Annotated in this window: 23 protein-coding genes; 15 read left to right on the top strand and 8 right to left on the bottom strand. The window is 72.5% G+C overall.

Annotated elements, in window-relative coordinates:
* Positions 1–110 precede the first annotated feature (110 nt).
* The 3 genes from JOD46_RS04490 to JOD46_RS04500 form a co-directional block, all read right to left on the bottom strand.
* Complete coding sequence (locus JOD46_RS04490; protein ID WP_239563206.1) at positions 111–1,286, bottom strand: ROK family transcriptional regulator; 1,176 nt, start codon at positions 1,284–1,286, stop codon at positions 111–113.
* 142 nt (positions 1,287–1,428) lie between these two features.
* Positions 1,429–2,472 (bottom strand): ABC transporter permease, encoded by a 1,044-nt coding sequence (locus tag JOD46_RS04495; RefSeq protein ID WP_204391956.1) that lies wholly within the window; start codon positions 2,470–2,472, stop codon positions 1,429–1,431.
* Positions 2,469–3,953 (bottom strand): sugar ABC transporter ATP-binding protein, encoded by a 1,485-nt coding sequence (locus tag JOD46_RS04500; protein ID WP_204391957.1) that lies wholly within the window; start codon positions 3,951–3,953, stop codon positions 2,469–2,471. Before JOD46_RS04500 ends, JOD46_RS04495 begins: the two co-directional genes overlap by 4 nt.
* Before the next feature lie 294 nt (positions 3,954–4,247).
* Here JOD46_RS04500 and JOD46_RS04505 point away from each other — a divergent pair, with 294 nt between their 5' ends.
* From JOD46_RS04505 to JOD46_RS04560, 12 genes are all read left to right on the top strand, one after another.
* Positions 4,248–5,297, top strand: coding sequence for a substrate-binding domain-containing protein (locus JOD46_RS04505; RefSeq protein WP_204391959.1), 1,050 nt, complete (start codon positions 4,248–4,250; stop codon positions 5,295–5,297).
* 74 nt (positions 5,298–5,371) lie between these two features.
* Positions 5,372–6,568 carry a Gfo/Idh/MocA family protein gene (locus tag JOD46_RS04510; RefSeq protein WP_239562582.1) on the top strand — a complete coding sequence of 399 codons (1,197 nt, stop codon included), beginning with the start codon at positions 5,372–5,374 and terminating at the stop codon, positions 6,566–6,568.
* 57 nt (positions 6,569–6,625) lie between these two features.
* Positions 6,626–7,768 (top strand): polyprenyl synthetase family protein, encoded by a 1,143-nt coding sequence (locus tag JOD46_RS04515; protein ID WP_204391961.1) that lies wholly within the window; start codon positions 6,626–6,628, stop codon positions 7,766–7,768.
* Positions 7,769–7,912: 144 nt separating this feature from the next.
* On the top strand, positions 7,913–9,091 hold the full coding sequence (locus tag JOD46_RS04520; RefSeq protein WP_204391962.1) for an inositol-3-phosphate synthase: 1,179 nt from the start codon (positions 7,913–7,915) through the stop codon (positions 9,089–9,091).
* A gap of 2 nt (positions 9,092–9,093) precedes the next feature.
* Entirely contained in the window at positions 9,094–9,963 is an 870-nt protein-coding gene (locus tag JOD46_RS04525; RefSeq protein ID WP_307834905.1) for an SCO3242 family prenyltransferase, read from the top strand.
* Complete coding sequence (locus tag JOD46_RS04530) at positions 9,960–10,826, top strand: sugar phosphate isomerase/epimerase family protein (protein ID WP_204391963.1); 867 nt, start codon at positions 9,960–9,962, stop codon at positions 10,824–10,826. The genes JOD46_RS04525 and JOD46_RS04530 overlap by 4 nt, the downstream gene beginning before the upstream one ends.
* 4 nt (positions 10,827–10,830) lie before the next feature.
* Entirely contained in the window at positions 10,831–11,280 is a 450-nt protein-coding gene (locus tag JOD46_RS04535) for an EboA domain-containing protein (protein ID WP_204391964.1), read from the top strand.
* Complete coding sequence (locus JOD46_RS04540; protein WP_204391965.1) at positions 11,280–12,185, top strand: TatD family hydrolase; 906 nt, start codon at positions 11,280–11,282, stop codon at positions 12,183–12,185. The genes JOD46_RS04535 and JOD46_RS04540 overlap by 1 nt, the downstream gene beginning before the upstream one ends.
* Positions 12,185–13,309 carry a metabolite traffic protein EboE gene (gene eboE, locus JOD46_RS04545; RefSeq protein WP_204391966.1) on the top strand — a complete coding sequence of 375 codons (1,125 nt, stop codon included), beginning with the start codon at positions 12,185–12,187 and terminating at the stop codon, positions 13,307–13,309. Before JOD46_RS04540 ends, eboE begins: the two co-directional genes overlap by 1 nt.
* The gene (locus JOD46_RS04550) at positions 13,306–14,736 is read left to right on the top strand and encodes an alkaline phosphatase family protein (protein WP_204391967.1); all 1,431 of its coding nucleotides are present in this window, start codon (positions 13,306–13,308) and stop codon (positions 14,734–14,736) included. The genes eboE and JOD46_RS04550 overlap by 4 nt, the downstream gene beginning before the upstream one ends.
* Positions 14,733–15,755, top strand: a complete 1,023-nt coding sequence (locus tag JOD46_RS04555) for a sugar phosphate isomerase/epimerase family protein (protein ID WP_204391969.1) — start codon at positions 14,733–14,735, stop codon at positions 15,753–15,755. The genes JOD46_RS04550 and JOD46_RS04555 overlap by 4 nt, the downstream gene beginning before the upstream one ends.
* Positions 15,756–15,799: 44 nt before the next feature.
* A complete protein-coding gene (locus JOD46_RS04560; protein ID WP_204391971.1) occupies positions 15,800–16,315 on the top strand; it encodes a DUF1294 domain-containing protein in 516 nt (171 codons plus the stop codon).
* A gap of 524 nt (positions 16,316–16,839) precedes the next feature.
* On the opposite strand, the gene JOD46_RS04565 is transcribed toward JOD46_RS04560, so the two are convergent.
* The 3 genes from JOD46_RS04565 to JOD46_RS04575 all read right to left on the bottom strand — a co-directional run bounded on the left by JOD46_RS04565 (position 16,840) and on the right by JOD46_RS04575 (position 19,848).
* Positions 16,840–17,511 (bottom strand): DUF2652 domain-containing protein, encoded by a 672-nt coding sequence (locus JOD46_RS04565; protein ID WP_204391973.1) that lies wholly within the window; start codon positions 17,509–17,511, stop codon positions 16,840–16,842.
* 112 nt (positions 17,512–17,623) lie between these two features.
* The gene (locus JOD46_RS04570; RefSeq protein ID WP_204391975.1) at positions 17,624–18,295 is read right to left on the bottom strand and encodes an ABC transporter ATP-binding protein; all 672 of its coding nucleotides are present in this window, start codon (positions 18,293–18,295) and stop codon (positions 17,624–17,626) included.
* 59 nt (positions 18,296–18,354) lie between these two features.
* Complete coding sequence (locus JOD46_RS04575; protein WP_204391977.1) at positions 18,355–19,848, bottom strand: ABC transporter permease; 1,494 nt, start codon at positions 19,846–19,848, stop codon at positions 18,355–18,357.
* Positions 19,849–20,043: 195 nt separating this feature from the next.
* Here JOD46_RS04575 and JOD46_RS04580 point away from each other — a divergent pair, with 195 nt between their 5' ends.
* Complete coding sequence (locus JOD46_RS04580) at positions 20,044–20,799, top strand: response regulator transcription factor (RefSeq protein ID WP_204391979.1); 756 nt, start codon at positions 20,044–20,046, stop codon at positions 20,797–20,799.
* Positions 20,796–22,376 carry a sensor histidine kinase gene (locus JOD46_RS04585; RefSeq protein WP_239562584.1) on the top strand — a complete coding sequence of 527 codons (1,581 nt, stop codon included), beginning with the start codon at positions 20,796–20,798 and terminating at the stop codon, positions 22,374–22,376. Before JOD46_RS04580 ends, JOD46_RS04585 begins: the two co-directional genes overlap by 4 nt.
* Before the next feature lie 142 nt (positions 22,377–22,518).
* Here JOD46_RS04585 and JOD46_RS04590 read toward each other — a convergent pair whose 3' ends face one another.
* Both JOD46_RS04590 and JOD46_RS04595 read right to left on the bottom strand, forming a co-directional pair.
* On the bottom strand, positions 22,519–23,025 hold the full coding sequence (locus tag JOD46_RS04590) for a MarR family winged helix-turn-helix transcriptional regulator (RefSeq protein WP_204391981.1): 507 nt from the start codon (positions 23,023–23,025) through the stop codon (positions 22,519–22,521).
* Between the two features lie 9 nt (positions 23,026–23,034).
* Positions 23,035–24,762, bottom strand: a complete 1,728-nt coding sequence (locus JOD46_RS04595) for an MDR family MFS transporter (protein ID WP_239563208.1) — start codon at positions 24,760–24,762, stop codon at positions 23,035–23,037.
* A 441-nt stretch (positions 24,763–25,203) separates the two neighbouring features.
* Between JOD46_RS04595 and rplJ the strand changes: the two genes are divergently transcribed.
* On the top strand, positions 25,204–25,719 hold the full coding sequence (rplJ, locus tag JOD46_RS04600; RefSeq protein WP_204391983.1) for a 50S ribosomal protein L10: 516 nt from the start codon (positions 25,204–25,206) through the stop codon (positions 25,717–25,719).
* Positions 25,720–25,740 lie beyond the last annotated feature (21 nt).

Consider the following 25,740-nt stretch of genomic DNA (forward strand, 5'->3'; position numbering starts at 1 on the left):
TCGACTTTCGGGTGCGTCGAGCGGTCGCAACCTCGGCGTTGAGGATACTCCCGTCGGGCTGTCGCGGAGACCCCCCGCATGGGCGACAGGCGATCGCGGCGCGCGGCGGCCTACTTCACCGCGCGCATGAGGCCCGCGGACGACGCGGCGATCATCGCCTCGATGTTCGCGGGGGAGAGCGAGTGGTGGATCGCGAGCATGGTCGCGCCGAGCACCGCGGCGTCGGCCCCGGTCTGGGACAGCGTGATGTGCAGCGCCTCGGTCGCGAGCGGCATGGAGCGCCGGTAGACGACCTCGCGCACCCCCGCGATGAGGTGCTCGCCCGCCTCGGCCATCGCGCCGCCCAGCACGATGACCGACGGGTTCATCAGGCTCACGCACGTGGTGAGCACCTCGCCCACGTCGCGGCCCGCCTGGCGCACCGCCTGGATCGCGTTGACGTTGCCGTTCTTGACCAGGTCGACGACGTCGCGGGAGTTCTCGGCGGGCATCCCCGCGGCGGTCAGCGCGCGCGCGATCGCGCTGCCCGAGGCGAGGGCCTCGAGGCATCCGAAGTTGCCGCAGTTGCACGCGATCTCGGCGCCGCGCGAGACGTAGACGTGGCCGATGTCGCCCGCGGTGCCCTGCGCGCCGCGCTGGAGGAACCCGCCCGAGATCACGCCGGCGCCGATGCCCGTCGCGATCTTGACGAAGAGGAGGTGGTCGACGTCGGGCCAGGCGTGCTCGCGCTCGCCGAGGGCCATGATGTTCACGTCGTTGTCGACCAGCACGGGGACGTCGAGCTCCTGGCGGACCCAGCCCGCGATGTCGAAGCGGTCCCACCCCGGCATGATCGGCGGGTTGATCGGACGGCCCGTGCTGAACTCGACCGGACCGGGCACGCCGATGCCGATCGCGAGGAGGTCGCGCGTGGACCGCCCGGCGCGCTCGATGAGCTCGCGTGCGGCCGCGATCGCGGTGTCGAGCACGACACGGGGGCCCTCGGAGACCGCGATCACCGAGTTGGTCTCCTCGAGGATGCGGCCGGTGATGTCGCTGAGCGCGACACGGACGTGCGACGCGCCGATGTCGACGCCGATGACGTAGCGCCCGCTCGCGGTGATGGCGAAGAGCGACGAGGGCCGCCCGCCGGTCGACGCGGCCTCGCCGACCGGGCCCACGAGGCCGAGGTCGGTGAGCGCGTCGATCCGCATCGCGACCGTGGTCCGCGCGAGCCCGGTGATCGCCGCGAGCTCGCTGCGTGTTCGCGGATGGCCGTCGCGCAGGATCTGGAACAGGTCGCTCATCGCCGTCGAACCCAGCGCGTTCACGTGGTGGCGGGGCCCTCCCGCACTTACGTCAGCCATCCGTTGATTCTCCCATAGCCCATGTCATAACTCGCATGGCTTCGCATGCATCGCCCGGCCGGCAGCGCCCCAGAAGGAGGGGTCACCGACCGCGGGGAGTCGAGCCGGAGAAGCGCTGCTGCAGGAGCACGGCGATCACGATGATCACGCCCTTCGCGACGGCCTGCACCGATGTCGAGAGGTTGTTCTGCGTGAATACGTTCGTGAGCGTGGCGAAGATGAGGACGCCGAACACGGTGCCCGTGATCGTGCCGCGACCGCCCGCGAGGAGCGTGCCGCCGACGACCACCGCGGCGATCGCGTCGAGCTCGTAGAGCGTGCCGTGCGTCGAGGTGCCCGCCGTCGTGCGGCCGAGGATCATCACGGCGGCGATGCCGGCCGTGAGGCCCGCGAGCGCGTACAGGTAGATGGTGTGGCGGCGCACCGAGAGACCGGCCAGGCGGGCCGCCTCGGGGTTGCCGCCGATCGCGATCGTGCGGCGGCCGAACGTCGTGCGGTTCAGCAGGATCCAGCCGGCGGCGGCGACGATCACGAAGATCCAGATGAGCATGTCGATGCCGAGCAGGTCGAGGTTGAGGAACTCGATGAACTCGGGCACGCGGACGACCTGCGTGGTGCGGTTGGCGAGGATCTCGGCGAGTCCGCGCGCCGCGACGAGCATCGCGAGCGTCGCCATGAACGCCACGACCTTGCCGTACGCGATCACGAACCCGTTGATGAAGCCGGCGGCCAGCCCCACCGCGAGCGCGGCGAACACCATCACGACCCAGGTCGAGCTCTCGGCGGCGGCCTGCACGGCCGAGAGCGTCGCGACCACCGAGGCCAGCCCCATGACCGAGCCGACCGACAGGTCGATACCGCCGCCGATGATCACGAACGTCATGCCGATCGAGATCACGCCGATGATCGAAGCGAAGCGGATGATCACGAGGATGTTGTCGATGTTCGTGAACCGGTCGCCGGCGGTGATCGCGCCGACGACGAACAGCGCGGCGAGCGCCAGGACGAGCCCGAGGTTGCGGCCCACGGAACCGCTGAGGATCGAGCGGGCCGAGACGCGGCGTTCGCGGGAGGGGGACGGATCCGCCGGGGTCTCGGCGGGGGAGATGGTCTGCTGCTCGCTCACGCGGCGGTTCCTTCCATGATGAGGTCGAGCACGCGGTGCTCGTCGATCTGGTCTGCCTTGACGGTCGTCAGCACGCGCCCCTCCGCGACCACGAGGACGGTGTCGGCCAGGCCGAGCACCTCCTCGATCTCGCTCGAGACGATGACGACCGCGTCGCCGTCGGCCGCGAGCCTGCGGATCAGCGCGTAGATCTCGGCGCGGGCGCCCACATCCACGCCACGGGTGGGCTCGTCGAGCAGGAGCACGGAGGTCCGGTTGACGAGCCAGCGGGCCAGCAGGATCTTCTGCTGGTTGCCGCCCGAGAGCGTGCGCGCTGGGCGATCGGGGTCGGCCGGGCGCAGCTGCAGCGCGGAGATCTGCTCCTGGGCCACGCGGCGCTCGGCGCGCTCGTTGACGAACCCGCCCCGCGCGTACCGGGCGAACGAGGCGAGGGTGACGTTCTGGTAGATCGGCTCGTCGAGCAGCAGGCCCTGGCTCTTGCGCTCCTCGGGCGAGAGGCCGATGCCGGCCCGAACCGCCTGGCGCACGGAGCCTCGCGAGAGCTCGCGACCGTCGACCCGCACGGAGCCCGACGTCGCCCGCCGCGCGCCGTACACGGTCTCCAGGATCTCGGAGCGGCCCGAGCCGACGAGGCCCGCGAGCCCGACGATCTCGCCGGCGCGGACGCTGAAGCTGACGTCGTGGAACACGCCGTCGAGGCTGAGCCCCTCGACCTCGAGCTTGACGGGCGCCGATGGGTCGACCGGCGTGGCGGGCGGGAAGACGTTGGCGACGGCGCGCCCGGTCATCAGCCGGATCAGCTCGGGCGTCGGGGTGTCGGCGACCGGCAGGCCGTTGGCGGTGCTGCGCCCGTCCTTCAGCACGGTGATGCGGTCGCCGATCTCGCGGATCTCCTCGAGGCGATGCGTGATGTAGACGACGGCGATGCCCGCGGCCGTGAGCTCGCGGACGACGCGGAAGAGGTTCTTGACCTCCTCGCTGTCGAGCACGGCCGACGGCTCGTCCATGATGATGAGCTTGGTGTCGTGGCTGAGCGCGCGTGCCATGCTCACGATCTGCTGGTTCGCGGCGCTCAGCGAGCCCACCTCGCGGTTCGGTGCGAGGTTGCCGTGACCGAGTCGCCGCAGCAGCTCACGGGCGCGGGCGTTCGCCTCGCCGGTGCGCAGGAAGCCCCCCACCGCGAGCTCGTGGCCGAGGAAGATGTTCTCGGCGATCGTGAGGCCCTCGACCACGTCGAGTTCCTGGTACATCGTCGCGATTCCGAGCCCGATCGCATCCTGCGGCGAGGAGAGCGTGACCTCCTCGCCGTTCCAGAGGATGGTCCCCGCGTCGGGCGAGTGCGCCCCGGCGAGGGTCTTGATCAGCGTGGACTTCCCGGCGCCGTTCTGGCCGAGGATGCAGTGCACCTCGCCGGCGGCGATCTCGAGGTCGACGCCGGAGAGCGCCTGCACGCCCGCGAAGCTCTTGGAGATCCCGCTCATTCGGAGTAATGCCGGAGATTGGTCGTCTTTGATCACTTGGGAATCATAACGGCAGAAGTACTCGGCGCAACACCCCGGACCTTCCGCCTCTTCGGCGAGTCCCTGCACCGTCCCAGCCGCGCCCCTGCGGGCCATCCGGGCTTTTGACGGATCACAAACATAAGTTGCGCACCGACGGGGATCTTCTGCTACGTTGGCGGAACGTCAGCGTGGACACGGTCGGGTGTGGTTGCACTCGGGTGGATCAGGTCCGCCTGACGGCGCTGCGTCACATCCAACGAGAGGACAACAACAATGAGCGTCAAGCGCACCACCTCGCGGGGCCGCGCCATCGTCATCGCCGGAGCCTCGCTCGCGGTCGCCGGCCTGCTCGCGGGCTGCACCGCCGGCGGCGCCGAGTCGAGCGTCGCCGAGAACCAGAACTCCGCCGAGGAGAACGCCGCCTCGGGCGACACCGTCGTCATCGGCTTCTCCGGCCCGGCCGCCGACCACGGCTGGCTGGGTGCGATCAACTCCGCGGCGCAGGCCGCGGCGGAGACCTACGACGACGTCGAGCTGCGCGTCGCCGAGGGCACCAACGACGCCAACCTCCAGATCAGCCAGGTCGAGACCTTCATCAACGAGGGCGTCGACGCCATCGTGCTGCTGCCCACCGACGGTGCGGCGCTGACCGAGGCCGCGACCAAGGCCATGGAGGCCGGCATCCCGGTGATCAACGTCGACCGCGAGTTCTCGAGCCCGTTCGCGGCCCGCACCACGATCCTCGGCGACAACTACGGCATGGGCGTGTCGGCCGGCACGTACATCTGCGAGCGCCTCGAGGGCCAGGAGGATGCGGTGGTCGCCGAGATCGCCGGCATCGACTCCCTCCCGCTCACGCAGGACCGCTCGCGCGGCTTCGCCGACGCCCTGTCGGACTGCGGCCTCGAGGTCAGCAACCGCGTCGCGGCCGACTTCACCATCCAGGGCGGTGAGGCGGTGACCTCGCAGCTGCTCTCGGCGGCGCCCGAGATCGACGCCATCTGGAACCACGACGACGACCAGGGCGTCGGCGTGCTCGCGGCCATCGAAGCCGCGGGTCGCGACGAGTTCTTCATGGTCGGCGGCGCGGGCAGCGCCAATGCGATGCGCGCGATCCAGTCGGGCGACTCGGTGCTCGAGGCGACCGTCATCTACCCGTCCACCCAGGCGGCCGACGGCATCGCGCTGGCCCGACTCATCGCGCAGGGCAAGACCATGAGCGACCTCTACACGCCGAGCGTGCCGAACCGCATCGTGCTCGACGCGCCGGTCGTCACGAAGGACAACGTCGACGAGTTCATCGAGTTCGCGTTCGAGTCCTGATCCGAACACCAGAGGCCGGGCGTCCCGCGTGGCGCCCGGCCTCCCCTACACACAGGAAGGCGGCTTCGATCCGCATGGCTGAACGACTCCGCGTCGCGATGGTGGGCAACGGCTTCATGGGGGCGGCCCATTCGCAGGGATGGCGCGTGGCGCCGAGGTTCTTCGACCTCGCGCTGCAGCCGACCATGGACGTGCTGGTCGGGCGAGATCCGGCGCGCGCCGCCCAGGCCGCCGAGAAGTGGGGATGGCGCGAGTCCTCGAGCGACTGGCGCGAGGTCGTCGAGCGCGACGACATCGACGTCGTCGACATCGTGACGCCCGGCGACAGCCACGCCGAGATCGCCATCGCGGCGCTCGAGGCCGGAAAGCACGTGCTGTGCGAGAAGCCCCTGGCCAATTCGACGCACGAGGCCGAGGCCATGACCCGGGCGGCCGAGGTCGCCGCCGGCCGCGGCATCCGCTCGATGCTGGGGTTCACCTACCGTCGCGTGCCGGCCACCGCGTTCGCGCGCCGCCTCATCGCGGACGGCCGCATCGGCGAGATCCGCCACGTCCGCGCGTCGTACCTGCAGGACTGGCTCGTCGACCCCGCGGCGCCCATGACCTGGCGGCTCGAGAAGGAGCGTGCCGGTTCCGGCGCGCTCGGCGACATCGGCGCCCACGCGGTGGACCTCGCGGAGTACATGACCGGCCTTCGCCTCAGCGAGGTGTCGGGTGTGCTCGAGACGTTCGTCCGCCGCCGCCCGCGTCCCGCCGGCCCGACCGCCGGGGCGATCGCGGGCGCCGCCTCCGGAGGCGCGGATGCCGAGTACGGCGACGTGACCGTCGACGACGTCGCGCTGTTCCGCGGCCGGTTCGCGTCGGGCGCCCTCGGCACGTTCGAGGCGTCGCGCATGGCGACGGGACGCAAGAACTCGCTGCGCGTCGAGGTGTCGGGCTCGCACGGCGCCATCGCGTTCGACCTCGAGGACCTCAACGCCCTCGAGCTCTACGACGCGCGGGACGCCTCGGAGGAGCAGGGCTTCAAGCGGATCATCGTGACCGAGCCCGAGCACCCGTGGGTCGCCGCCTGGTGGCCCGCCGGGCACATGCTCGGCTACGAGCACGGCTTCGCCAACCAGGCGAAGGACTTCGTGGACGCGATCGCCGCCGGGACGGCGCCGCGTCCGTCGTTCACCGACGGGCTGCACGTGCAGCGCGTGCTCGACGCGGTCGAGCACAGCTCGGGCACGGATGGCGCGTGGGTGGGCGTCGCCGGCGCGACCGCCTGAGTCGCGCCGCGCCGTTCGGCCCCGGCGAGGATGCCGTGGGCGGGGAGGAGTGAGCCCATGCCGTTGCGTGAGCAGGTGCGCGTCGGACTCGAGCCCGCGGACCGCCAGCCGGTCGGCGCGACCGGCTCCGCCTCGACCGGGCTCGCCGAGCGGGTGCGGCGAGCCGTGGCCGGGACATCGCACGCGGTCGCCGAGGCGTGGACGGCGCTCGCCTCGTCGGCGGCGGCGCGGGATCCCGAGGCGCGCGAGCTGATCGGGCTCCTCGCCGCGCAGGAGGGCGGCAAGCAGCTCCGGGCGAGGCTGGCGATCGCCGCCTACCTCGGGATGGGCGGCGACGACCCCGGGGTGTGCGACGCGCTCGGATCGGCCGTGCAGCTGCTGCACGTGGGCCTGTGCGTCCACGACGACCTCATCGACGGCGACGACCGCCGGCACGGCCGGCCGAATGTGGCGGGCAGCGTCCGGGCGGCGTGGGTCGCCGCGGGGGCGCCCGGCGAGGTCGCCGACCGGCAGGCGGATGCCGCCGCGCTGCTGGCGGGCGACCTGGCCATCGGGGCGAGCCTGCGCGCCGTCGTGACCGCGCCCGTTCCGACCGGGATCCGGACCGCCCTCGCCCTGGAGGTGCTGTCGGCGCTCGACGCGGCGATCGCGGGCGAGCTGATGGACGTGCGCAGCGAGCAGGTCGCCCCCTCCGCGGCGCGGCCCGTGCGGATCGCCGAGCTGAAGACCGCCGGCTACAGCGTGATCCTGCCGCTGCGGCTCGGTGCCGTCGCCTCCGGCCGGGCGGGCTCCGAGGTGCTCGACGCGCTCGCGGAGTACGGACGCAACCTCGGGATCGCCTACCAGCTGCGGGACGACGAGCTCGCGGTCTTCGGCGATCCGGACCGCACGGGCAAGTCGACGAGCTCCGACGTGCGCGGCGGCAAGCGCACGCGCCTGCTCCAGCTCGCGCTGCGGCTCGCCTCTCCGGCGGATCGCGCGGTGCTCGAGCGCGAGGTCGGCCGAGCGGATGTCTCCGAGGAGGGGGTCGATCGCGTCCGTCGGATCATGCGGGAGTCCGGCGCGCTCGAGCGGCATCGCGCACTGATCGTGCGTCATGCGGCCGAGGCGGTCGCCGCCCTCGATCCGCCCGCCGTGCCGGCCGACCTCGCCGCGTACCTCGGGGTGGTCGCGCGCGGCGTGCCGGCGCGCGAGTCCTGACTTAATCCAACCAGTGCGCAAGTTTACGCATGATCTGCGCGACTTCTGATTGACCGGAAATGCAACCTCCGCTAGCGTCGGATCGGCAGGCCCGCACGGGCCCGCACCGGCGCAACGGGGCACACGGAACGGAGTGGTTCAACGATGAACGAGGGTCGTACGGGAATCTGGTTCATCGGCGCGCGCGGCAGCGTCGCGACGACCGCCACGATCGGCATCGCCGGGCTGGCCGAGGGCGTGGTGCGCCCGGTCGGGCTCGTCACCGCCGCGGCGGCGTTCGACGACGTGCCCCTCGTCGGGTTCGACGACCTCGTGGTCGGCGGTCACGACGTCGACCCCACGCCGCTGCTCGAACGCGCGCGCCGGCTGGCGGCCGGCGGCATGATCCCCGCCGCGACGGTCGAGGCCGTGGCGCGGCGGCTCGAGGCGGTCGACGCCGAGATCCGGCTCGTCCCGCGCTCCCCGCGCGGATCGCAGCGTCGCGAGATCGAGCTGCGCGCCGACGACATCCGCTCGTTTCGCGACCGGCACGGCCTGCGCCGGGTCGTCGTGATCGACGTCGCGTCGACCGAGCCGCTCCCCGCGGACCGACCCGAGTTCCACGACCGCGAGTTGCTCGAGCACGCCCTGGCGCAGGAGGGGGTCGAGCTCCTGCCCTCGAGCACGCTCTCGGCGCTCGCCGCCGTCGGGGCCGGCTCGCCGTACGTCTGCTTCACGCCGTCGATCTCCCTGGGCATCCCCGCCCTGCACGGCGTCGCGGCCGAGGCGCGCGTGCCCATCGCGGGACAGGACGGCAAGACCGGCGAGACGCTGCTGCGCACCGTCCTCGCCCCGATGTTCTCCTCGCGCGGCATGCGCGTGCTCTCGTGGGCCGGCGCGAACCTGCTCGGCGGCGGCGACGGCGCCACGCTCGCCGACCCCGCCGCGGTCGAGTCCAAGCTCGCCTCCAAGAACCGCGGCCTGCACGACCTGCTCGGCCACGACGTGGTCACGCCGCTGCACATCGACAACGTGCCCGACCTCGGCGACGTGAAGACCGCGTGGGACCACGTCCACGCCGAGGGATTCCTCGACACGCGCATCACGCTGCAGACGACCTGGACCGCCTACGACTCGACGCTCGCGGCGCCGCTCGTGATCGACCTCGCACGCCTGCTCTCGCTCGCCGACGAGGCCGGACTGTCGGGCCCGATCCCCGAGCTCGGCTACTTCTTCAAGGACCCGTGGGGCAGCGACGAGCACGCCTTCGCGCGCCAGGCCGACGAGCTGGTCTCGTGGGCGCTCCAGACCGCGGTCCGGAGGGCCTCGGCGCAGGTGGCCTGACCGTGGGCGCCTCGACCTTCCTCCAGCTCGTGCGGGCGCCGGCCGGGCTCACCGTGCTCGGCGACGCGACGGCCGGCATGGCCGCCGCGGGCCGGACCGGCCTGCTGCCGCGGCTCGGCCTGCCCGTGGCATCCGTGCTCCTGTACTGGGGCGGGATGGCGCTCAACGACGCCGCCGACGCCGAGCTCGATCGCGTCGAGCGGCCCGAGCGTCCCATCCCCTCCGGACGGATCTCGCGGCGCGCCGCGTTCGGCGTCGCCGGTGCGCTGACCGCCGCGGGCATCGCGGTCGCGGGCCTGACCGGCGGGCGGACCTCGCTCGCGGTCGCCGTCCCGCTCGCGGCCTCCGTCTGGAGCTACGACCTCGCCGCCAAGCGCGGCTGGGCGGGCCCGATCGTGATGGGGGCCTGCCGCGGTCTCGACGTGCTGCTCGGCGCCGGGCGCGAGCGCGCGACCGACGCGGTGCGCCCCGCGCTCGTCATGGCGGGGCACACCGCGAGCGTCACGGCGCTGGCGCGAGGCGAGGTGCACGGCACGAGCCCGGCGGTCGCGGGGGCCGCGGCAGCCGTGACGGTCGTCGCGGCCGCCGCGGCGGTGCGACCCGAGCGGTCGGCCGCGGGGCTCGTCTCGGCGGTCGCGGCCGTGCGGTTCGCGGCGCCCACCCTCCGCGCGCAGGCGGGGGCGGTCTCCTCGCCCGACGCTGCGGTCGTGCGCACCGCGACCCGACGCGGCATCGTCGCGATGATCCCGCTGCAGGCCGCCCTGACCGCGCGAGTCGGCCGCCCCGTCGACGCGCTCGTGCTGCTCGCGATCGACGCGGTCGCCGTGCTGCTCGCGCGCCGCGGCGCCGTGAAGGGGCGTGATGTCACGTGAGCGCGGCCCCGACGATCGCCCGGCCACGACTCGGCTACGGCACGAACGGGTTCGCCGACCATCCGCTCGACGATGCCCTCGACGTCCTCCAGCGGCACGGGTACGAGGCCGTGGCGCTCACGCTCGGCCACCCGCACTTCGAGCCGTTCGCCGACGGATGGCTCGACCGCGCCATCCACCTCCGCGCCGACCTCGAGCGACGCGGTCTCCTCGTCGTCGTCGAGACCGGCGCCAGGTACGTCCTCGACCCGGTGCGCAGGCACCGCCCCAACCTGCTCGACGACGACGCCGAGGCCGCGCGGCGCGTGGCGTTCCTGGTGCGCGCGATCGAGATCGCCGAGGTGCTCGACGCGGAGTGCGTGTCGTTCTGGTCTGGGGTGCGGCCCGATGGCGTCGACGCGGAGGTCGCGTGGCGCCGTCTCCTCGCGAACCTCGGTCCCGTCGTGGCCGCCGCCCGCCGGCACGCCGTGCGGCTCGGGCTCGAGCCCGAGCCGGGCATGCTCGTCGAGACCGTGGCCGACGCGCTGCGCGTGCGCGCCGAGCTGGGCGACCCGCCCGAGCTCGGCCTCACCGTCGACCTCGGTCACTGCGTCGTCGTCGAGCCCGACGGCGTCGAGGGCGCACTACGCGCGGCGGGCGACCTGCTCGTGAACGTGCAGGTCGACGACATGCTGCCGCACGCGCACGAGCACCTCGAACTCGGCACCGGCCGCCTCGACCTCGAGCTTGCGTTCCGCACGCTGGCCGAGCTCGGCTACGACGGGGTCGCTGCGATCGAGCTGCCGCGCCACTCGCACGCGGCGCCGCGGATCGCCGAGGAGAGCATCGCACGACTGCACGACGTCTTCGAGAGGATCGGGTGAGCGCATGACGCAGCGCAGGGGCACCGGGCGCATCGGCGCCTGGCACATCGAGGAGCGCTACCGCGACGGCGACACCGAGGAGCGCCGCCGCGTGCTCGAGGAGCTGAACGCGCTGGGCGAGTCCGATCCCGTCGACGAGCCGCTGCGCGCCGTCGGGCTCGCCATCGTCCGCGACGCCCTGCGGGCCAACGACCCGAGGCTCGTGGCCACCGCCATGGGGGCGTTCGCCGGCCGGCACCTCGGCGACCACGACTGGCGGCACGGCGTCGTGAAGCTCGTCTTCATGGCCGTGCCGCTCTCCGTCGTCGCCCGGCTCGACGACCGAGCCGACGACGAGCTCGCCCGCATGGCCGAGGACCTGGCCGAGGAGCGCGAGGCCGCGGGCCGCGCCATCCCGGACGACCTGCGGGCGCTGCTGCCCGAGAACCGCGCCCGACGAGAGGAAGCCCGCTGATGCGCATCTTCGACCCGCACATCCACATGACCTCGCGCACGACCGACGACTACGAGGCCATGTACGCCGCCGGCGTGCGCGCGCTCGTCGAGCCGTCGTTCTGGCTCGGCCAGCCGCGCACGAACGTCGGCTCGTACGTCGACTACTTCGACGCGCTGACCGGGTGGGAGCGCTTCCGGGCCTCGCAGTTCGGGATCCGCCACCATTGCGCGCTCGCGCTGAATCCGAAGGAGGCCAACGACCCGCGCTGCCGCGAGGTCCTGGCCGAGCTGCCGCGGTTCCTGCGACGCGAGTCGGTCGTCGCGATCGGCGAGACCGGCTACGACTCGATGACGCCCGAGGAGGACGAGGTGCTCGAGGCGCACCTCGCGCTCGCGATCGAGCACCGACTGCCCGTGATCGTGCACACGCCGCACCGCGACAAGAAGCACGGCACGCGCCGCACGCTCGAGGTGATCGCCCACTCCGGGATCGCGCCGGAGTTGGTCGTGCTCGACCACCTCAACGAGGTCACGATCGAGATGGTCCGCGAGAGCGGCAGCTGGATGGGCTTCTCGATCTACCCCGACACCAAGATGGACCCGCACCGCATGGTCGCGCTGCTGCAGCGCTACGGGACCGAGCGCGTGCTGGTGAACTCGGCCGCCGACTGGGGCCGGTCCGACCCGCTGCTCACCGCGAAGACCGGCGCGGCCATGCTCGACGCGGGCCTCACGGCCGACGACGTCGATGCCGTGCTCTGGCGCAACCCGGTCGACTTCTTCGCGCAGAGCGGCCGGCTCGACCTGACGCCGCTGCCGGGGTTCCACCTCGCGGGCGAGCACGACACGTTCTCGGGCAACTCGATCCTGCGAGGCGTGGCGGATGTCGCGGCGCCGGCCGTGCCCGAGGGGGCGGCGCGCTGATGCACCTCTCGTACTGCACCAACGTGCACCCCGCCGAGGACCTCGACGGCGTCATCCGCCAGCTCGACGCATACGCGGGCCCGGCCCGGGTCGCCGCGGGTCTCGACGTGCTCGGCGTCGGCCTGTGGCTGCCGGCGCCGCTGGCCGCACGCCTGGCCGCCGAGCCCGACGCGCTCGGGCGGCTGCGGGCGGCGCTCGAGCGCAACGGCCTCGAGGTGCGCACCCTCAACGCGTTCCCGCACGAGGCCTTCCATGCCGAGGTCGTCAAGCTCGACGTCTACCGGCCCGACTGGACCGACCCCGCCCGCCTCGAGTTCACGGTCGACGCGGCACGCGTGCTCGCCGCGCTGCTGCCGCCCGGCGCCGAGGGCAGCATCTCGACGCTGCCGCTGGGCTGGCGCGTCGGGTGGGACGACGCGAAGGACCGTGCCGCGACCGACGCGCTGGCGGCGCTCGGCGCCGAACTGCGCGCGATCCGGGCGGAGACGGGGCGCGTCATCCGCCTCGCCGTCGAGCCCGAGCCGGGCTGCGTGCTCGACGACGTCGACGACGTGGTCGCCTGGCTCGCGTCGCACCGCGACCGGCTCGACCTCGATCACCTCGGGGTGTGCCTCGATACGTGCCACCTCGCGGTGTCGTTCGCCGATCCGGCGGCGGCGGTCGCGGGCATCGCGGACGCCGGCATCCGGGTCGTGAAGGTGCAGGCGTCGGCCGCGCTGCACGTCGAGCGCCCGGGCGATGCCGATGCCCGCCGTGCCGTCGAGGCCTACGCCGAGGACCGGTACCTGCACCAGGTCCGCGAGCACGCGTCGGCCGGCGTCATCCGGGTCGACGACCTGCCCGAGGCGCTCGACGACCTGCCGGCGGCCGCGCCGTGGCGGGTGCACTTCCACGTGCCGCTGCACCTCGAACCCGAGGCGCCGCTCTCGTCGACGACCGACGTGCTGCGCGCTGCGCTCGCCGCCGTGCGGGAGGTGCAGCCGGTCGACCAGCTCCACGTCGACGTCGAGACCTACACCTGGTCCGTGCTGCCCGGCGGTCCGGTCGACCTCGTCGACGGCATCGCCGCCGAGCTGCGCTGGGCGCAGGCCGAGCTGCTCGAGCGCCAGGAGCAGCCGGCATGACCGCGAAGGTGCTCCTCCTCGACGTCGTCGGCCTGACCGCCGACGCCCTGCGGCACATGCCGCGGCTGAACCGGATGGCGCGCGCCGGCGCCCGGGCCGAGCTCGGCACCGTGCTGCCCGCCGTCACGTGCTCGGTGCAGTCGTCGGTGCTCACGGGCGCCATGCCCTCGAGCCATGGCATCGTGGGCAACGGATGGTACTTCCGCGGCCTCGGCGACGTGCTGCTGTGGCGCCAGCACAACCGGCTGGTTCGCGGCGAGAAGCTGTGGGAGACCGCCCGCCGACGGCGCGGCGGCGACTACTCGAGCGCGAACCTCGGCTGGTGGTACGCGATGGGCGCGACGACCGACCTCACGGTCACGCCGCGACCGATCTACCACGCCGACGGCCGCAAGTCGCCCGACTTCTACGCGCGGCCGCCGCGCCTGCACGACGAGCTGTGCGAGGAGCTCGGCGAGTTCCCGCTGTTCCAGTACTGGGGGCCGACCGCGTCGATCCGCTCGACGCAGTGGATCGTCGATGCGACCCGGCGCGTGCTCGCCGGACCCGGCACGCCCGACCTCACGATGGCCTACCTGCCGCACCTCGACTACGACCACCAACGCTTCGGGCCGGACTCACCCGAGGGCGCGCGCGCCGCCGCCGAGCTCGACGCCGCGATGGCGCCGCTCCTCGACCAGGCCGAGGCGCAGGACGTGACCGTGGTCGCCCTCGCCGAGTACGGCATCGCGCGCGCCGACCGACCGGTCGACGTCAACCGGGCGCTGCGCCGTGAGGGCCTGCTCGAGGTGTACGTGCAGGACGGACGCGAGCAGCTCGACCCGTGGACCTCGCGCGCGTTCGCGGTGGCCGACCACCAGGTCGCGCACGTGTACGTCGCCGATCCGGCCGACGTACCGCGCGTCGCCGCGATCCTCCGCGACCTCGAGGGCGTCGACGAGGTCCTCGACCGCGAGGACCAGGCGCGGTACGGGCTCGACCACGCGCGTTCGGGCGAGCTGGTCGCGGTCGCCGCGCCGGGCGCCTGGTTCACCTACTACTTCTGGCTCGACGACGACCGCGCGCCCGAGTACGCTCGCGGCGTCGATATCCACCGCAAGCCCGGCTACGACCCCGCCGAGCTCTTCTTCGACCCGGCAGACCGGCTCGCGAAGGCGAAGGCGGCGGGCAACCTGGTGCGCAAGAAGCTCGGGCTGCGGTACGCCATGAGCACGGTGCCGCTCGACCCGTCGTGCGTGCGCGGCACGCACGGTCGACTGCCCGACTCCGCCGCCGACACCCCGCTCCTCCTCGCCTCCGACCCGCGCTTCCTCGACGGCGCCGGCGACCGCGTGCACGCGACCGAGGTCCGCGACCTCGTGCTGCGGTGGCAGGGCCTCGCCGAGACCGCCGCGCCATCCGACCCCCACGAAAGGATCCGAGCATGACCGACACGCCCGCCACGACGCATCCCGTCACCCTCTTCACCGGCCAGTGGGCCGACCTGCCCTTCGAGGAGGTCGCCCGCCTGGCCTCGGAGTGGGGCTACGACGGCCTCGAGATCGGCGTCGGCGGCGACCACCTCGACACCAAGCTCGCCGATGAGGAGCCCGGCTACCTGAAGGAGAAGCTGGAGCTGCTGAAGCGCTACGACCTGAAGGTCTACGCGATCTCGAACCACCTCACCGGCCAGGCCGTGTGCGACGACCCGATCGACTTCCGCCACCAGGCGATCGTGCGCCCGTACACGTGGGGCGACGGCGACGCCGAGGGCGTGCGGCAGCGTGCGGCCGAGGACCTCAAGCGCACCGCGCGCGTCGCGCGCAAGCTCGGCGTCGACACGGTCGTCGGGTTCACGGGGTCGAAGATCTGGCAGTACGTCGCGATGTTCCCGCCCGTGCCCGCGTCGGTCATCGACGCCGGGTACGAGGACTTCGCGAACCGGTGGAACCCCATCCTCGACGTGTTCGACGACGAGGGCGTGCGCTTCGCGCACGAGGTGCACCCCTCGGAGATCGCGTACGACCACTGGACCAGCGTCCGCACCCTCGAGGCGATCGACCGCCGCCCGGCGTTCGGGTTCAACTGGGACCCGTCGCACATGATGTGGCAGGGCGTCGACCCGGTCGGCTTCATCTGGGACTTCCAGGACCGGATCTACCACGTGGACTGCAAGGACACCCGGATCCGCACGGCGAACAGCCGCTCGGGCATCCTCGGCTCCCACCTGCCGTGGGGCGACCCGCGTCGCGGCTGGGACTTCGTCTCGACCGGGCACGGCGACGTGCCGTGGGAGGACGCGTTCCGCGCGCTCGACGCGATCGGCTACACGGGCCCGATCTCGGTCGAGTGGGAGGACGCGGGCATGGACCGCCTGCACGGCGGCCCGCAGGCGCTCGAGTTCGTGCGCTCGCTCATCTGGCCGCGCCCGACCGCGTCGTTCGACGCCGCGTTCTCGAACCAGTAGGGCGACGGATGGCGCATGCCGCCGGTCGCCGTACGATCGGCGGTATGCGTCCCGACCCCGCCCCTCGCGTGCGCCCGCGCCCGACTTCGGTGCCGCCGCGACGGGGTGGTCCCGCTCGCCCGGCGCGCCCGGATCGCGACCTCTCGCCGCCGCTTCCCGCCGCGCTCAGCTGGACGGTGCTGGCGCTGTTCGTGGTCGCGCTGGCGAGCGGGCTGCTCGTCCTCGACCTGACCTGGTGGCTGCCCGCGTGGGTCCTCGCGGCGAGCCTCGTCGCCTTCGTCGCGTACGGCCTCGACAAGTCGGCCGCGCGGCGCGGTGGGGCGCGCATCTCGGAGCAGACGCTGCTGCTCCTGGGCCTCATCGGCGGGTGGCCGGGCGCGGTCGCCGCGCAGCAGTTGTTCCGGCACAAGACCCGCAAGCGCTCGTTCCGTCGCGCGTTCTGGGCGTCGGTGGTGGTGAACCTCGTCGTGCTCGCCGCGGCGGTCGTGCTGCTCCCGGCGTCCGGCATCGCCGGCGCACTCCCGCCGGATCCCGGCCTCCCCCCGGTCCTCTCGCGCTGATCGGCCGCGGCGCGTGGCGCGGCGCTCGCCGGGGCCGTCGGTCACCGTCCGTCACCGTCCGGCGATGCCGTCCAAGTGGCTCATCTGAGCCGCGCCTCATATGAGGCCATGCTGACGACGAGGGGGGTCCATCTCGGCGCCGAGGTCACCCGCCAGCTCAACCCGGCCTCATGTGAGGCCCGCCTCAATGCGCCAGGCCTCATTTGAGCCAGGCCTCATTTGAGGCGAGCTTCACGCGCGTCGGTTCGATTCGCCGAGGCCGACCCCTGACGTCGCGCGGCCTCATTTGAGGCGAGGCTCAGATGAGTGGGGCCTCATTTGACGAGGTCGGTTCGATTCGCCATGGTCGGCGACCCTGATGTCGACGCGGCCTCATATGAGGCGGGCTTGATGAGGGTGGGTGGATTCGCCATGGTCGGCGACCCTGATGTCGATGCGGCCTCATATGAGGCCAGGCTCAAACGAGCGGGCTGGAAACACTCTCCTGAACGGGTGCAGCCCGGCCCGTCCGACGGAAGGCCGCGCTACGCGACCGGAGCCAGTGGCGCGAGGGGCGCGCGCAGGTCGAGGATCGACCCGCGCACCTCGGCGGCGTCCGGGTACTGCTCCTGGTGGGCGAGCCCGACGCCGGTGACGCCGAGTCCCGTCGCCGCGGCATCCGTCACGAAGAGGTAGGGCCGGTAGCCGATCCGATCGCGGATGCCGTTCTTCAGCAGCCGGTGCGCGACCGTGACCGCGGGGCCGAGCAGGTCGCTGCCGCCGCCGACGCTCTGCCGCACGCAGACCCCGCGGTGCAGGATCACTTTGAGGTCGAGGTAGGCCACATTGGGGCACGCGGTGCACACGTGCTCGGGCCCGGGCGTCGCGCGAGTGCGGGCCGCGAGGAAGCCCGCGTACATCGTCGCGATGCGATCGAGCACGCCAGCGCCCTCGCCGTCGAGCGAGGCAGCCGCCGCGCACGCGAACACCGCGTCGCCCTCGAGCTTGACGAGCGCGAACTCGGGCGACAGGCCCGTCGTCACACTGTCGAGCAGCTCGGCGAGCAGCGAATAGGCGATCGGGATCCCCTCGCTGAAGTCGACGCCGTGCGCCTCCTCGACGCTCGCGAGGAACGACGTGAAGCCCGAGATGTCGGCGAGCAGCAGGTACCGATCGCCCGCGGGCGCGTCGGCCGCCGTCGATGCCGCGAGCTCCATGGTCCCTCCGGGGGTGTGCCGTCGGGGCGAGTCTACGTCGCCCGCGCACGGCCCTGAAGGGTGAGCGGATGTCGCGGGCCGAAGGGAGATCGGCCGCGACATCCGCCCGCGGCTACGCCCGCTCGGTCACCGATCCGTGCGTGAGGTGCAGCCGCCGCTCCGCGCGCGTCGCGACCGCGGAGTCGTGGGTGACGATCACCAGGGTGAGCCCGCGATCGCGCCAGAGTCCCTCGAGGAGGTCCATGATCTCGTCACGGGTCTGCTCGTCGAGGTTGCCGGTCGGCTCGTCCGCGAGGAGCACCTCGGGCTCCTTCACGAGCGCTCGCGCGATCGCGACGCGCTGCTGCTGCCCGCCCGAGAGCTCGCTCGGAACGTGGTGCGCGCGGTCGCCGAGGCCGACCGACTCGAGCGCGGCGGTCGCGCGCCGGCGGCGTTCCTCGGCGGCCACGCCCAGGGGCTCGAGCGCCGTCTCGACGTTCTCCTGCGCGGTGAGCGTCGGGATGAGGTTGAAGCCCTGGAACACGAAGCCGATCTGGGCCGCGCGGATGCCGCCGAGCTTCGAGTCGGGCATGGCGGACAGCTCTGCCTCGCCGAGCGAGACGCGACCCGAGGTGGGCCGGTCGAGCGCGCCGAGCATCTGCAGCAGCGTCGACTTGCCGCCGCCCGTCGGGCCCTGGATGGCGACGAGCTGCCCCGTCGGGATGGTGAGGCTCACGTCGTCGAGCGCGGTGATCGTGCGCTCCTTCTGGTGGTAGGTCTTCGAGACGTTCTCGAGGGTGTACATGGGGTCGTTCCTTCCGTCGTGCAAGTCGGGGTGGGGGCGAGCGGATGGCGCGGCATCCGTCACGCGACGCTGCGCAACGCCTCAGCGGGGCGCAACCGGCTGGCGCGCCATCCGCCGATCGCGCCGGCGAGGAGGCCGCCGAGCACCGCGAGCCCGACCGCGAGGGCGACCACCGAGACGGTCACCGGCGCGCTGAGCACGACCTCGGTCGACTGCGCGGTGTCGAAAGGCGCGCCGCCGCCGGCGAACCCGCCACCCATCGGGCCGGCCGCCGCCGCGGCATCCGGCGTCGACGTGGTCGCGAGGGTCGGCGCGATCGCGTTGACGATCGCGATGCCCGCGAAGCCGAGCACGAGGCCGGCGGCGCCGCCGATGAGACCCTGCACGAGCGACTCGCCCGCGACCTGGCCGGTGATGCGGCGATTCGACCAGCCGATCGCCTTGAGCGTGCCGAACTCGCGCGTGCGACGGGTGACGCCCTGGATGGTGAACAGGATCGCGATGAGGAACGCGGCGGCGAGCACCGCGACCGAGAGCCACAGTCCGAGGCTCGTGATGAGCTGGCTGGCGCTCCCGAGCGAGCCCGAGACCGAGGCCGCGAGGTCCTCCTGGGTGCTCACCTGCTGGTCGGGCAGCGCCGCCTCGAGATCGTTCTTCACTGCGGAGATGACCTCGGCCGACTCGGCCTGCACGGAGATGTCGGAGACCTGCCCCTCGAGGCCCGAGAGGGCCTGGGCGACGTCGAGCGGGATGTAGGCGTTCGACGCGGTCGTCGCGTCGGCCGACGTCGAGGCGACGATGCCGACCACCTCGAACCCCGTCCCGCCGAGGTCGACGGTGTCGCCCACGGCGAGGCCCTCGCTCGTCGCGTACGTCTCGTCGAGCACGACGACGTCCTGTCCGGCGTCGCCGGCGTCGAGGCCGCGGCCCTCGACGAGTTCCACCGCGCTGAGCGGGCCGACCGCGTCCGCGGCCGGGTCGACGCCGGTGACGGTCGTGCTCGACACGTCGAACGCGCCGCCGCCGAAGCTGCGCCCGCCGGTGTCGCCCTCACCGGGCGCGGGCATCGTGGTGTCGCCGGTCGCGCCATCCGTCGCGCCGCCCTCGTCGGTCGGCGGGGCCGGGAGCTCACCGTCGAAGGTGACGTTGTTCAGGCTGAGGGTCGCGGATGCCGCGGCCACACCGTCGACGCCCCGCACCGTCTCGAGGGCCGAGGCGTCGAAGGTCGACGAGCCGGGCCCGGCCGTCAGGCGCGAGTTGCTGAGCTCGGTGGTCGTGCCGTCCTCGGCGGTGGCGCCGTCGTCCTGCCCGAATTCGAACCGGACGCCGGGGCCGCCCTCGCCCTCGCCCGGCGCGGCGGGCGCCTGGGAGACGGTGAGGTCGGTTCCGACGCCGTACACGGATTCGAGCACGGCGGCCTGGGCGTCTCGCACGCCGGTCGAGACGGCGTTCACGATCATGACGAGTGCGATGGCGAGCGCCATGCCGACGGCGACGATCGCGGTCTGCCTGCGGCGTCCGGCCAGCTCGCGGCGGAGGTAGGTGAAGAACATGCGGGGTCCTCGGGGTCTGCGGGCGCCCACCGGGTGATGGGCTCGACCAGGACGCTAGGAAGCCGCGCTGTGGCTGCGCGGTGCCGGAGCTATGCCTCCGGTATGAGCGGCCGGGGATCGTCGTCATTGCCGGGACACAGCGGGCATCCGACCAGTCCATAGGAAACTCACAGGGCCGAGCGCATACTCGGAACCATGACCAGTCTTCCCGGAGCCGGCACCGGCACCGCGCAGCGCCCGCAGATCGCCAAGGCCGACGGCAGTGCCGTCCGGGTGCTCGTCGTCGACGACGAGAACTCGCTGACCGACCTGCTCAAGATGGCCCTGCGCTACGAGGGCTGGGAGGTGCGGACGGCCTCCGACGGGTTCGGCGCGGTGCGCGTGGCACGCGAGTTCCGCCCGGATGCGATCGTGCTCGACATCATGCTGCCCGACATCGACGGGCTCGAGGTGCTCCAGCGCGTGCGCGCCGACGGCGCCGAGACGCCCGTGCTCTTCCTCACCGCGAAGGACTCCCTGGACGACCGCATCGCCGGGCTCACGGCCGGCGGCGACGACTACGTCACCAAGCCGTTCAGCCTCGAGGAGGTCGTCGCGCGGCTGCGCGGCCTCATCCGCCGCTCGACCCTGACGCTCGCGCAGGCGAAGGACCCGGTGCTGCGCGTCGGCGACCTCTCGCTCGACGAGGACTCGTACGAGGTCGAGCGCGACGGCACGCCCATCGAGCTGACCGCCACCGAGTTCGAGCTGCTGCGCTTCCTCATGCGCAACCCGCGCCGCGTGCTCTCGAAGGCGCAGATCCTCGACCGCGTGTGGAACTACGACTTCGGCGGCAAGGAGTCGGTCGTCGAGCTCTACATCTCCTACCTGCGCAAGAAGATCGATGCGGGCCGGGAGCCCATGATCCACACGGTCCGCGGAGCGGGCTACATGCTCAAGGCCGCCGGATGACGCGACCCGGCGATCCCGGCCACGCCGCCGCCTCGCGACAGGCCCAGGCCGACGCGACCGCCGGCCGGGTCCCCGATTCCGCGGCACGGCCGGCGGCTTCGCCGCCGGCTGCCGCTCCGCCGCGCCGTCGCGCGCCCATGACGCTGCGCCGCCGGCTGCTCATCGTGATCGCGTCGCTCGTCGTGCTCGTCAGCGCGGTCGTGGGGCTCGTGAGCGTCGCCGTCCTGCACAACCAACTCGTCGCGCGCCTCGACGCGCAGCTCGAGCAGACCATCGACCGCGCCGGTCGCGCGCTCGACGACCCGGGCGGCCCGCTGCCGATCCCACCCGAGGGCGCCGACGTGCTCCTGCGCCTGCCGGGCCAGCCGCTCGGCGCGATCGCGGCACTCGTCACCGATCGCGCCGTCCTCTACTCGGGCACGCTCGACCGCGAGGGCGACATCGACGAGCTGTCCGAGGCGGCCGGCGCGACCATCGCGTCGATCCCCACCGACCGCAAGCCAGTCACGGTCGAGCTCGACGAGCTCGGTGAGTACCGGGCCATCGCCGCTCCCACGAACGGCGGGTACTCCTTCGTCGTGGCCTTCCCGCTCGCCGAGGTGAACGCCACCACCACGCAGCTCGCGATCACGATCGCCGTCGTCGCGCTCGCCGGGCTCGCCGGCGCGCTGGCGCTCGGCGCGGTCACGGTGCGCCGAGCGCTGCAGCCCCTCGACCGGGTGACCGAGACCGCGACCCTCGTCTCCGAGCTGCCCCTCGCGCGCGGCGACGTCGAGCTGCCCGACCGGGTGCCCGTCGACGACGAGCGCACCGAGGTGGGCCGGCTCGCGACGGCCTTCAATCGCATGCTCGGGCACGTCTCCACCTCCCTCTCGGCGCGCGAGCAGTCGGAGCGCAAGGTGCGCCGGTTCGTCGCCGACGCGAGCCACGAGCTGCGCACGCCGCTTGCGTCGATCCGCGGTTACTCGGAGCTCACGCGCCTGCACGGCGGCGAGCTGCCGGCCGACGTCGTGCACGCGCTCGGCCGCATCGAGTCGGAGTCGCTGCGCATGACCGAGCTCGTGGAGGACCTCCTCCTGCTCGCCCGGCTCGACGAGGGCCGGGAGCTCCGCCGCGACCGGGTCGACCTCCGGCAGCTCGTCGTCGACGCGGTGGGCGACGCCCAGGTCGCGGGCCCCGAGCACGACTGGCGCGTGGCCGTGCCGGACGGCGACGTGATGATCACGGGCGACCGGTCGCGGCTGCACCAGGTCGTCGCGAACCTGCTCGCGAACGCGCGCGTGCACACGCCCGAGGGCACGAAGGTCGTCGTGCGGCTGCAGCAGCTGGCGGCGACGGATGGCACGGGGCCGCGCGCCCGCGTGACGGTCGCCGACGACGGGCCCGGCATCGACCCCGCGGTGCGGGCGACGATGTTCGAACGGTTCGCGCGCGGCGACGCGTCGCGCTCCCGCCGCGCGGGCAGCACGGGCCTCGGGCTCGCGATCGTGAACGCAGTGGTCGAGGCGCACCATGGCACCGTCGGCGTCGAGAGCGAGCCGGGCCGCACCGAGTTCACGGTCGACCTGCCCGCCTGAGCCGCGCCCGCCGCGCCATCCGTGCCCGCGAGAGTATGCCGAACGCACCGATCCACTCGCGGAACGGTGCGTTCGGCATACTCTCGGCGACGCACCGGGGCGCTCGGGGCGCGCCCCGGTGCGCAGGCGGCGGCGCGGGCGCTCAGTGCGCGGGCGCGCCGTCCTCCGGTGCGGTGTCGCCGGCGAGCACGACCTCGTCGGTCAGGCGCCCGAGCAGCCGCGCGAGCCGCTCGACGTCCTCGGCCGACCAGTCGCGCAGCTTGGCGTAGAGCTGCCGCTGCATGCGCGAGCCCTTCTGCCCGACGCTCTCGATCGCCTGCTCGGTCGGCTGCACGACCCGCGCGCGCCCGTCGTTCGGGTCGCTGATGACGCTCGCCAGCCCGAGCTGCTCGAGGTGCTTGACCTGCCGGCTCACGACGCTCTTGTCGATCTCGAGCGCGTCGGCGATCGCGCCAGCATGCATCGGTCCGCGGCGCACGAGGGCGGAGAGGATCTTGTAGCCCACCGGCTGCAGGTCGGGGTGGACGGCGGCCGCGGCCTCCTTCCAGACGGCCCGCACCCGGACGAAGAGCAGCCGGAGCTGCTCCTCGACCGAGGCGATCTCGTCGTCGGTGGCCGTGCGCAGGGCGGGCGCGACGCTGGCGGTCATGCGGCGATCCTAGTTCCCGGCGGGTCCGGCGCCGCCGCCGCGCCCCGCGGGCTCGGGCACCTCGATCGAGCCGGTCGCGGCGTCGTGCACGAGGCCGACGGGGCGCAGGGCGACGGATGCCGCGGCCGTGTCGATCACGGCATCCTCGGCGTCCTCGAGCTCGCGCACGTGCTCGGCGTGCCGCTCCGCGCGGGCCGCCGCCGCGGCATCCGGCGTCTCGGCCTTCGCGCGCTGGATGGCGTTCTGCGTGCCCAGGCCGATGTTGGGCAGGAAGGCGACCGCGACGAGCGTCACCATCGCGAGCGGCACGGCGGCGAGGAACACGCTGCCGACGCCGGTGCCGTACGCCGACTCGACGATCACGCGCAGGAAGTCGGGGAGCTGGCTGATCTGGGGGATGGTGCCGCCGCCGAGCGTCTGAGCGGCCTCGAGCTGCTGCTCGGGCGGGAGCCCGCCGATGCCCTCCTTGATGGAGTCGGCCACGACGGTGCCGAGGATCGAGCCCATGACGGCGACGCCGACCGTGCCGCCGAGGCTGCGGAAGAACGTGACCGCGCTCGTGGCGACGCCCAGGTTCTTCACCTCGGCGGTGTTCTGCACGACGAGCACGAGGTTCTGCATGAGCATGCCGACGCCGGCGCCGAGCACGAACATCGAGATGCCCACGTACCAGAACGGCGTGTCGTAGTGCAGGCGCGACAGGAGCAGGCTGCCGGCGATCATCAGGACGCTGCCCGTGACCATGAAGCCCTTCCACTTGCCGCGGCGGCTGACGAGCGCGCCGATCACGGTCGAGGAGACCAGCACGCCGGCCATCATCGGGATGGTGAGCAGGCCGGACTCGGTCGGGGTCGCGCCGCGCGCGAGCTGCATGTACTGGCTGAGGAACACCGCAGTGCCGAACATCGCGACGCCGACCGAGATCGACGCGATCACCGCGAGGGTGAACGTGCGGTTCGTGAAGAGGCCGAGCGGGATCACCGGCTCCGTCACGCGGAGCTCGACGACGATCGCGATCGCGAGCAGCAGGACCGCGCCACCCACCATGAGCAGGCTCGGGACGGAGATCCAGTCGAAGTCCTTGCCGGCGAAGGTGACCCAGAGCAGCAGGAGCGAGACCCCGGCCGAGATGAGCACGATGCCCACGTAGTCGATCGAGACCTTGGTCTTCGGACGGGTGGGCAGGTGCAGCGTGCGCTGCAGGAGCACGAGCGCGACGACCGCGATGGGCAGGCCCACGAAGAAGTTCCAGCGCCAACCGAGCGTGTCGGTGATCACGCCGCCGAGCAGCGGGCCGCCGACCGTCGCGACGGCCATGACCGCGCCGAAGAGGCCGGCGTACTTGCCGCGCTCACGCGGGCTGATGATGTCGGCCATGACGATCTGGCTGAGCGCGGCGAGGCCGCCCGCGCCGATGCCCTGGAACACGCGCATCGTGATGAGGGTGCCGGTGTCCTGCGAGAAGCCGGCGACGGCCGACGCGACCACGAAGATGACGAGCGCGAGCTGGAGGAGCAGCTTGCGGTTGAAGAGGTCGGCGAGCTTGCCCCAGATCGGAGTCGAGACGGTGGTCGCGAGCAGGGTCGCCGTCACGACCCACGTGAAGGCGGACTGGTCGCCCTGGAGGTCGGAGATGATGAGCGGCAGCGAGGTGCCGACGACGGTCGAGGCGAGCATCGACACGAACATGCCGAGCAGCAGGCCCGAGAGCGCGGTGAGGACCTCGCGATGGGTCATGCCGTTGTCGGAGAGCGCGGCGGGCGCCGCTTGCTTGGGTGCGCGGGTGCGCGAGGCGTTGGCCATGGAACTCCTGAAGATCGTTGACGAGTGTCAACTATACGTAACTGCTGGACTATGGTCAACTATTCCCTTGGCGCTGAGAGCGGATGGCGCGCCCGCGCGCCGCCCGTCACGGCCGCGATTTGGCGGCGCTCGCGCCATCCGTTACCCTTGACGGAGCCGAAGACCGCTGGTTGTCGTGCGCCGAAAGGTTCGCGACCGAAGTCTTGCGAATGCAAGTGCCCGCGCAGGTGTGACGAAGACTTCCCGATCGATTCGGGCCGAGCTCCGCGCAACTGCGCCGGAGCTCTTTTCTTTTCGCTCGACGCTCACGAGTTTCCAGCGCTCCCAGGCCGTGCACCGCCTCCGCGATGCACGTTGAATTCACAAGGAGTGGCCATGGCGAACAAGGAAGCCTCGGTTGCCGAACTCACGAACCTGTTCGAGAGCTCGACCGCCGTTCTGCTGACCGAATACCGCGGCCTCACTGTTGCGAAGCTCAAGGAGCTGCGCAAGTCCATCAGTGGGGACGCGAGCTACGCCGTGGTGAAGAACACGCTGACGAAGATCGCGGCCAACAACGCCGGGATCTCCTCGTTCGACGACGAGCTCAAGGGCCCGTCGGCGATCGCGTTCGTGCACGGCGACCCGGTCGCCGTCGCGAAGTCGCTGCGTGACTTCGCCAAGGCGAACCCCCTCCTCGTGGTCAAGGGCGGCTATTTCGATGGCAAGCCCCTGACCGCCGAAGAGGTAGGCAAGCTCGCCGACCTCGAGTCCCGCGAAGTGCTGCTGGCGAAGCTCGCCGGCGCCTTCAAGGCCTCGCTGTTCGGAGCCGCATATCTGTTCAACGCACCGCTGTCGAAGGCCGTTCGCACGGTCGACGCGCTGCGTGAGAAGCAGGAGTCCGCTGCGTAGGCGCGAGCCTCTCAAGCGGTG

Origin of the sequence: Agromyces aurantiacus, from assembly GCF_016907355.1 — a bacterium.
Lineage (GTDB): Bacteria > Actinomycetota > Actinomycetes > Actinomycetales > Microbacteriaceae > Agromyces > Agromyces aurantiacus.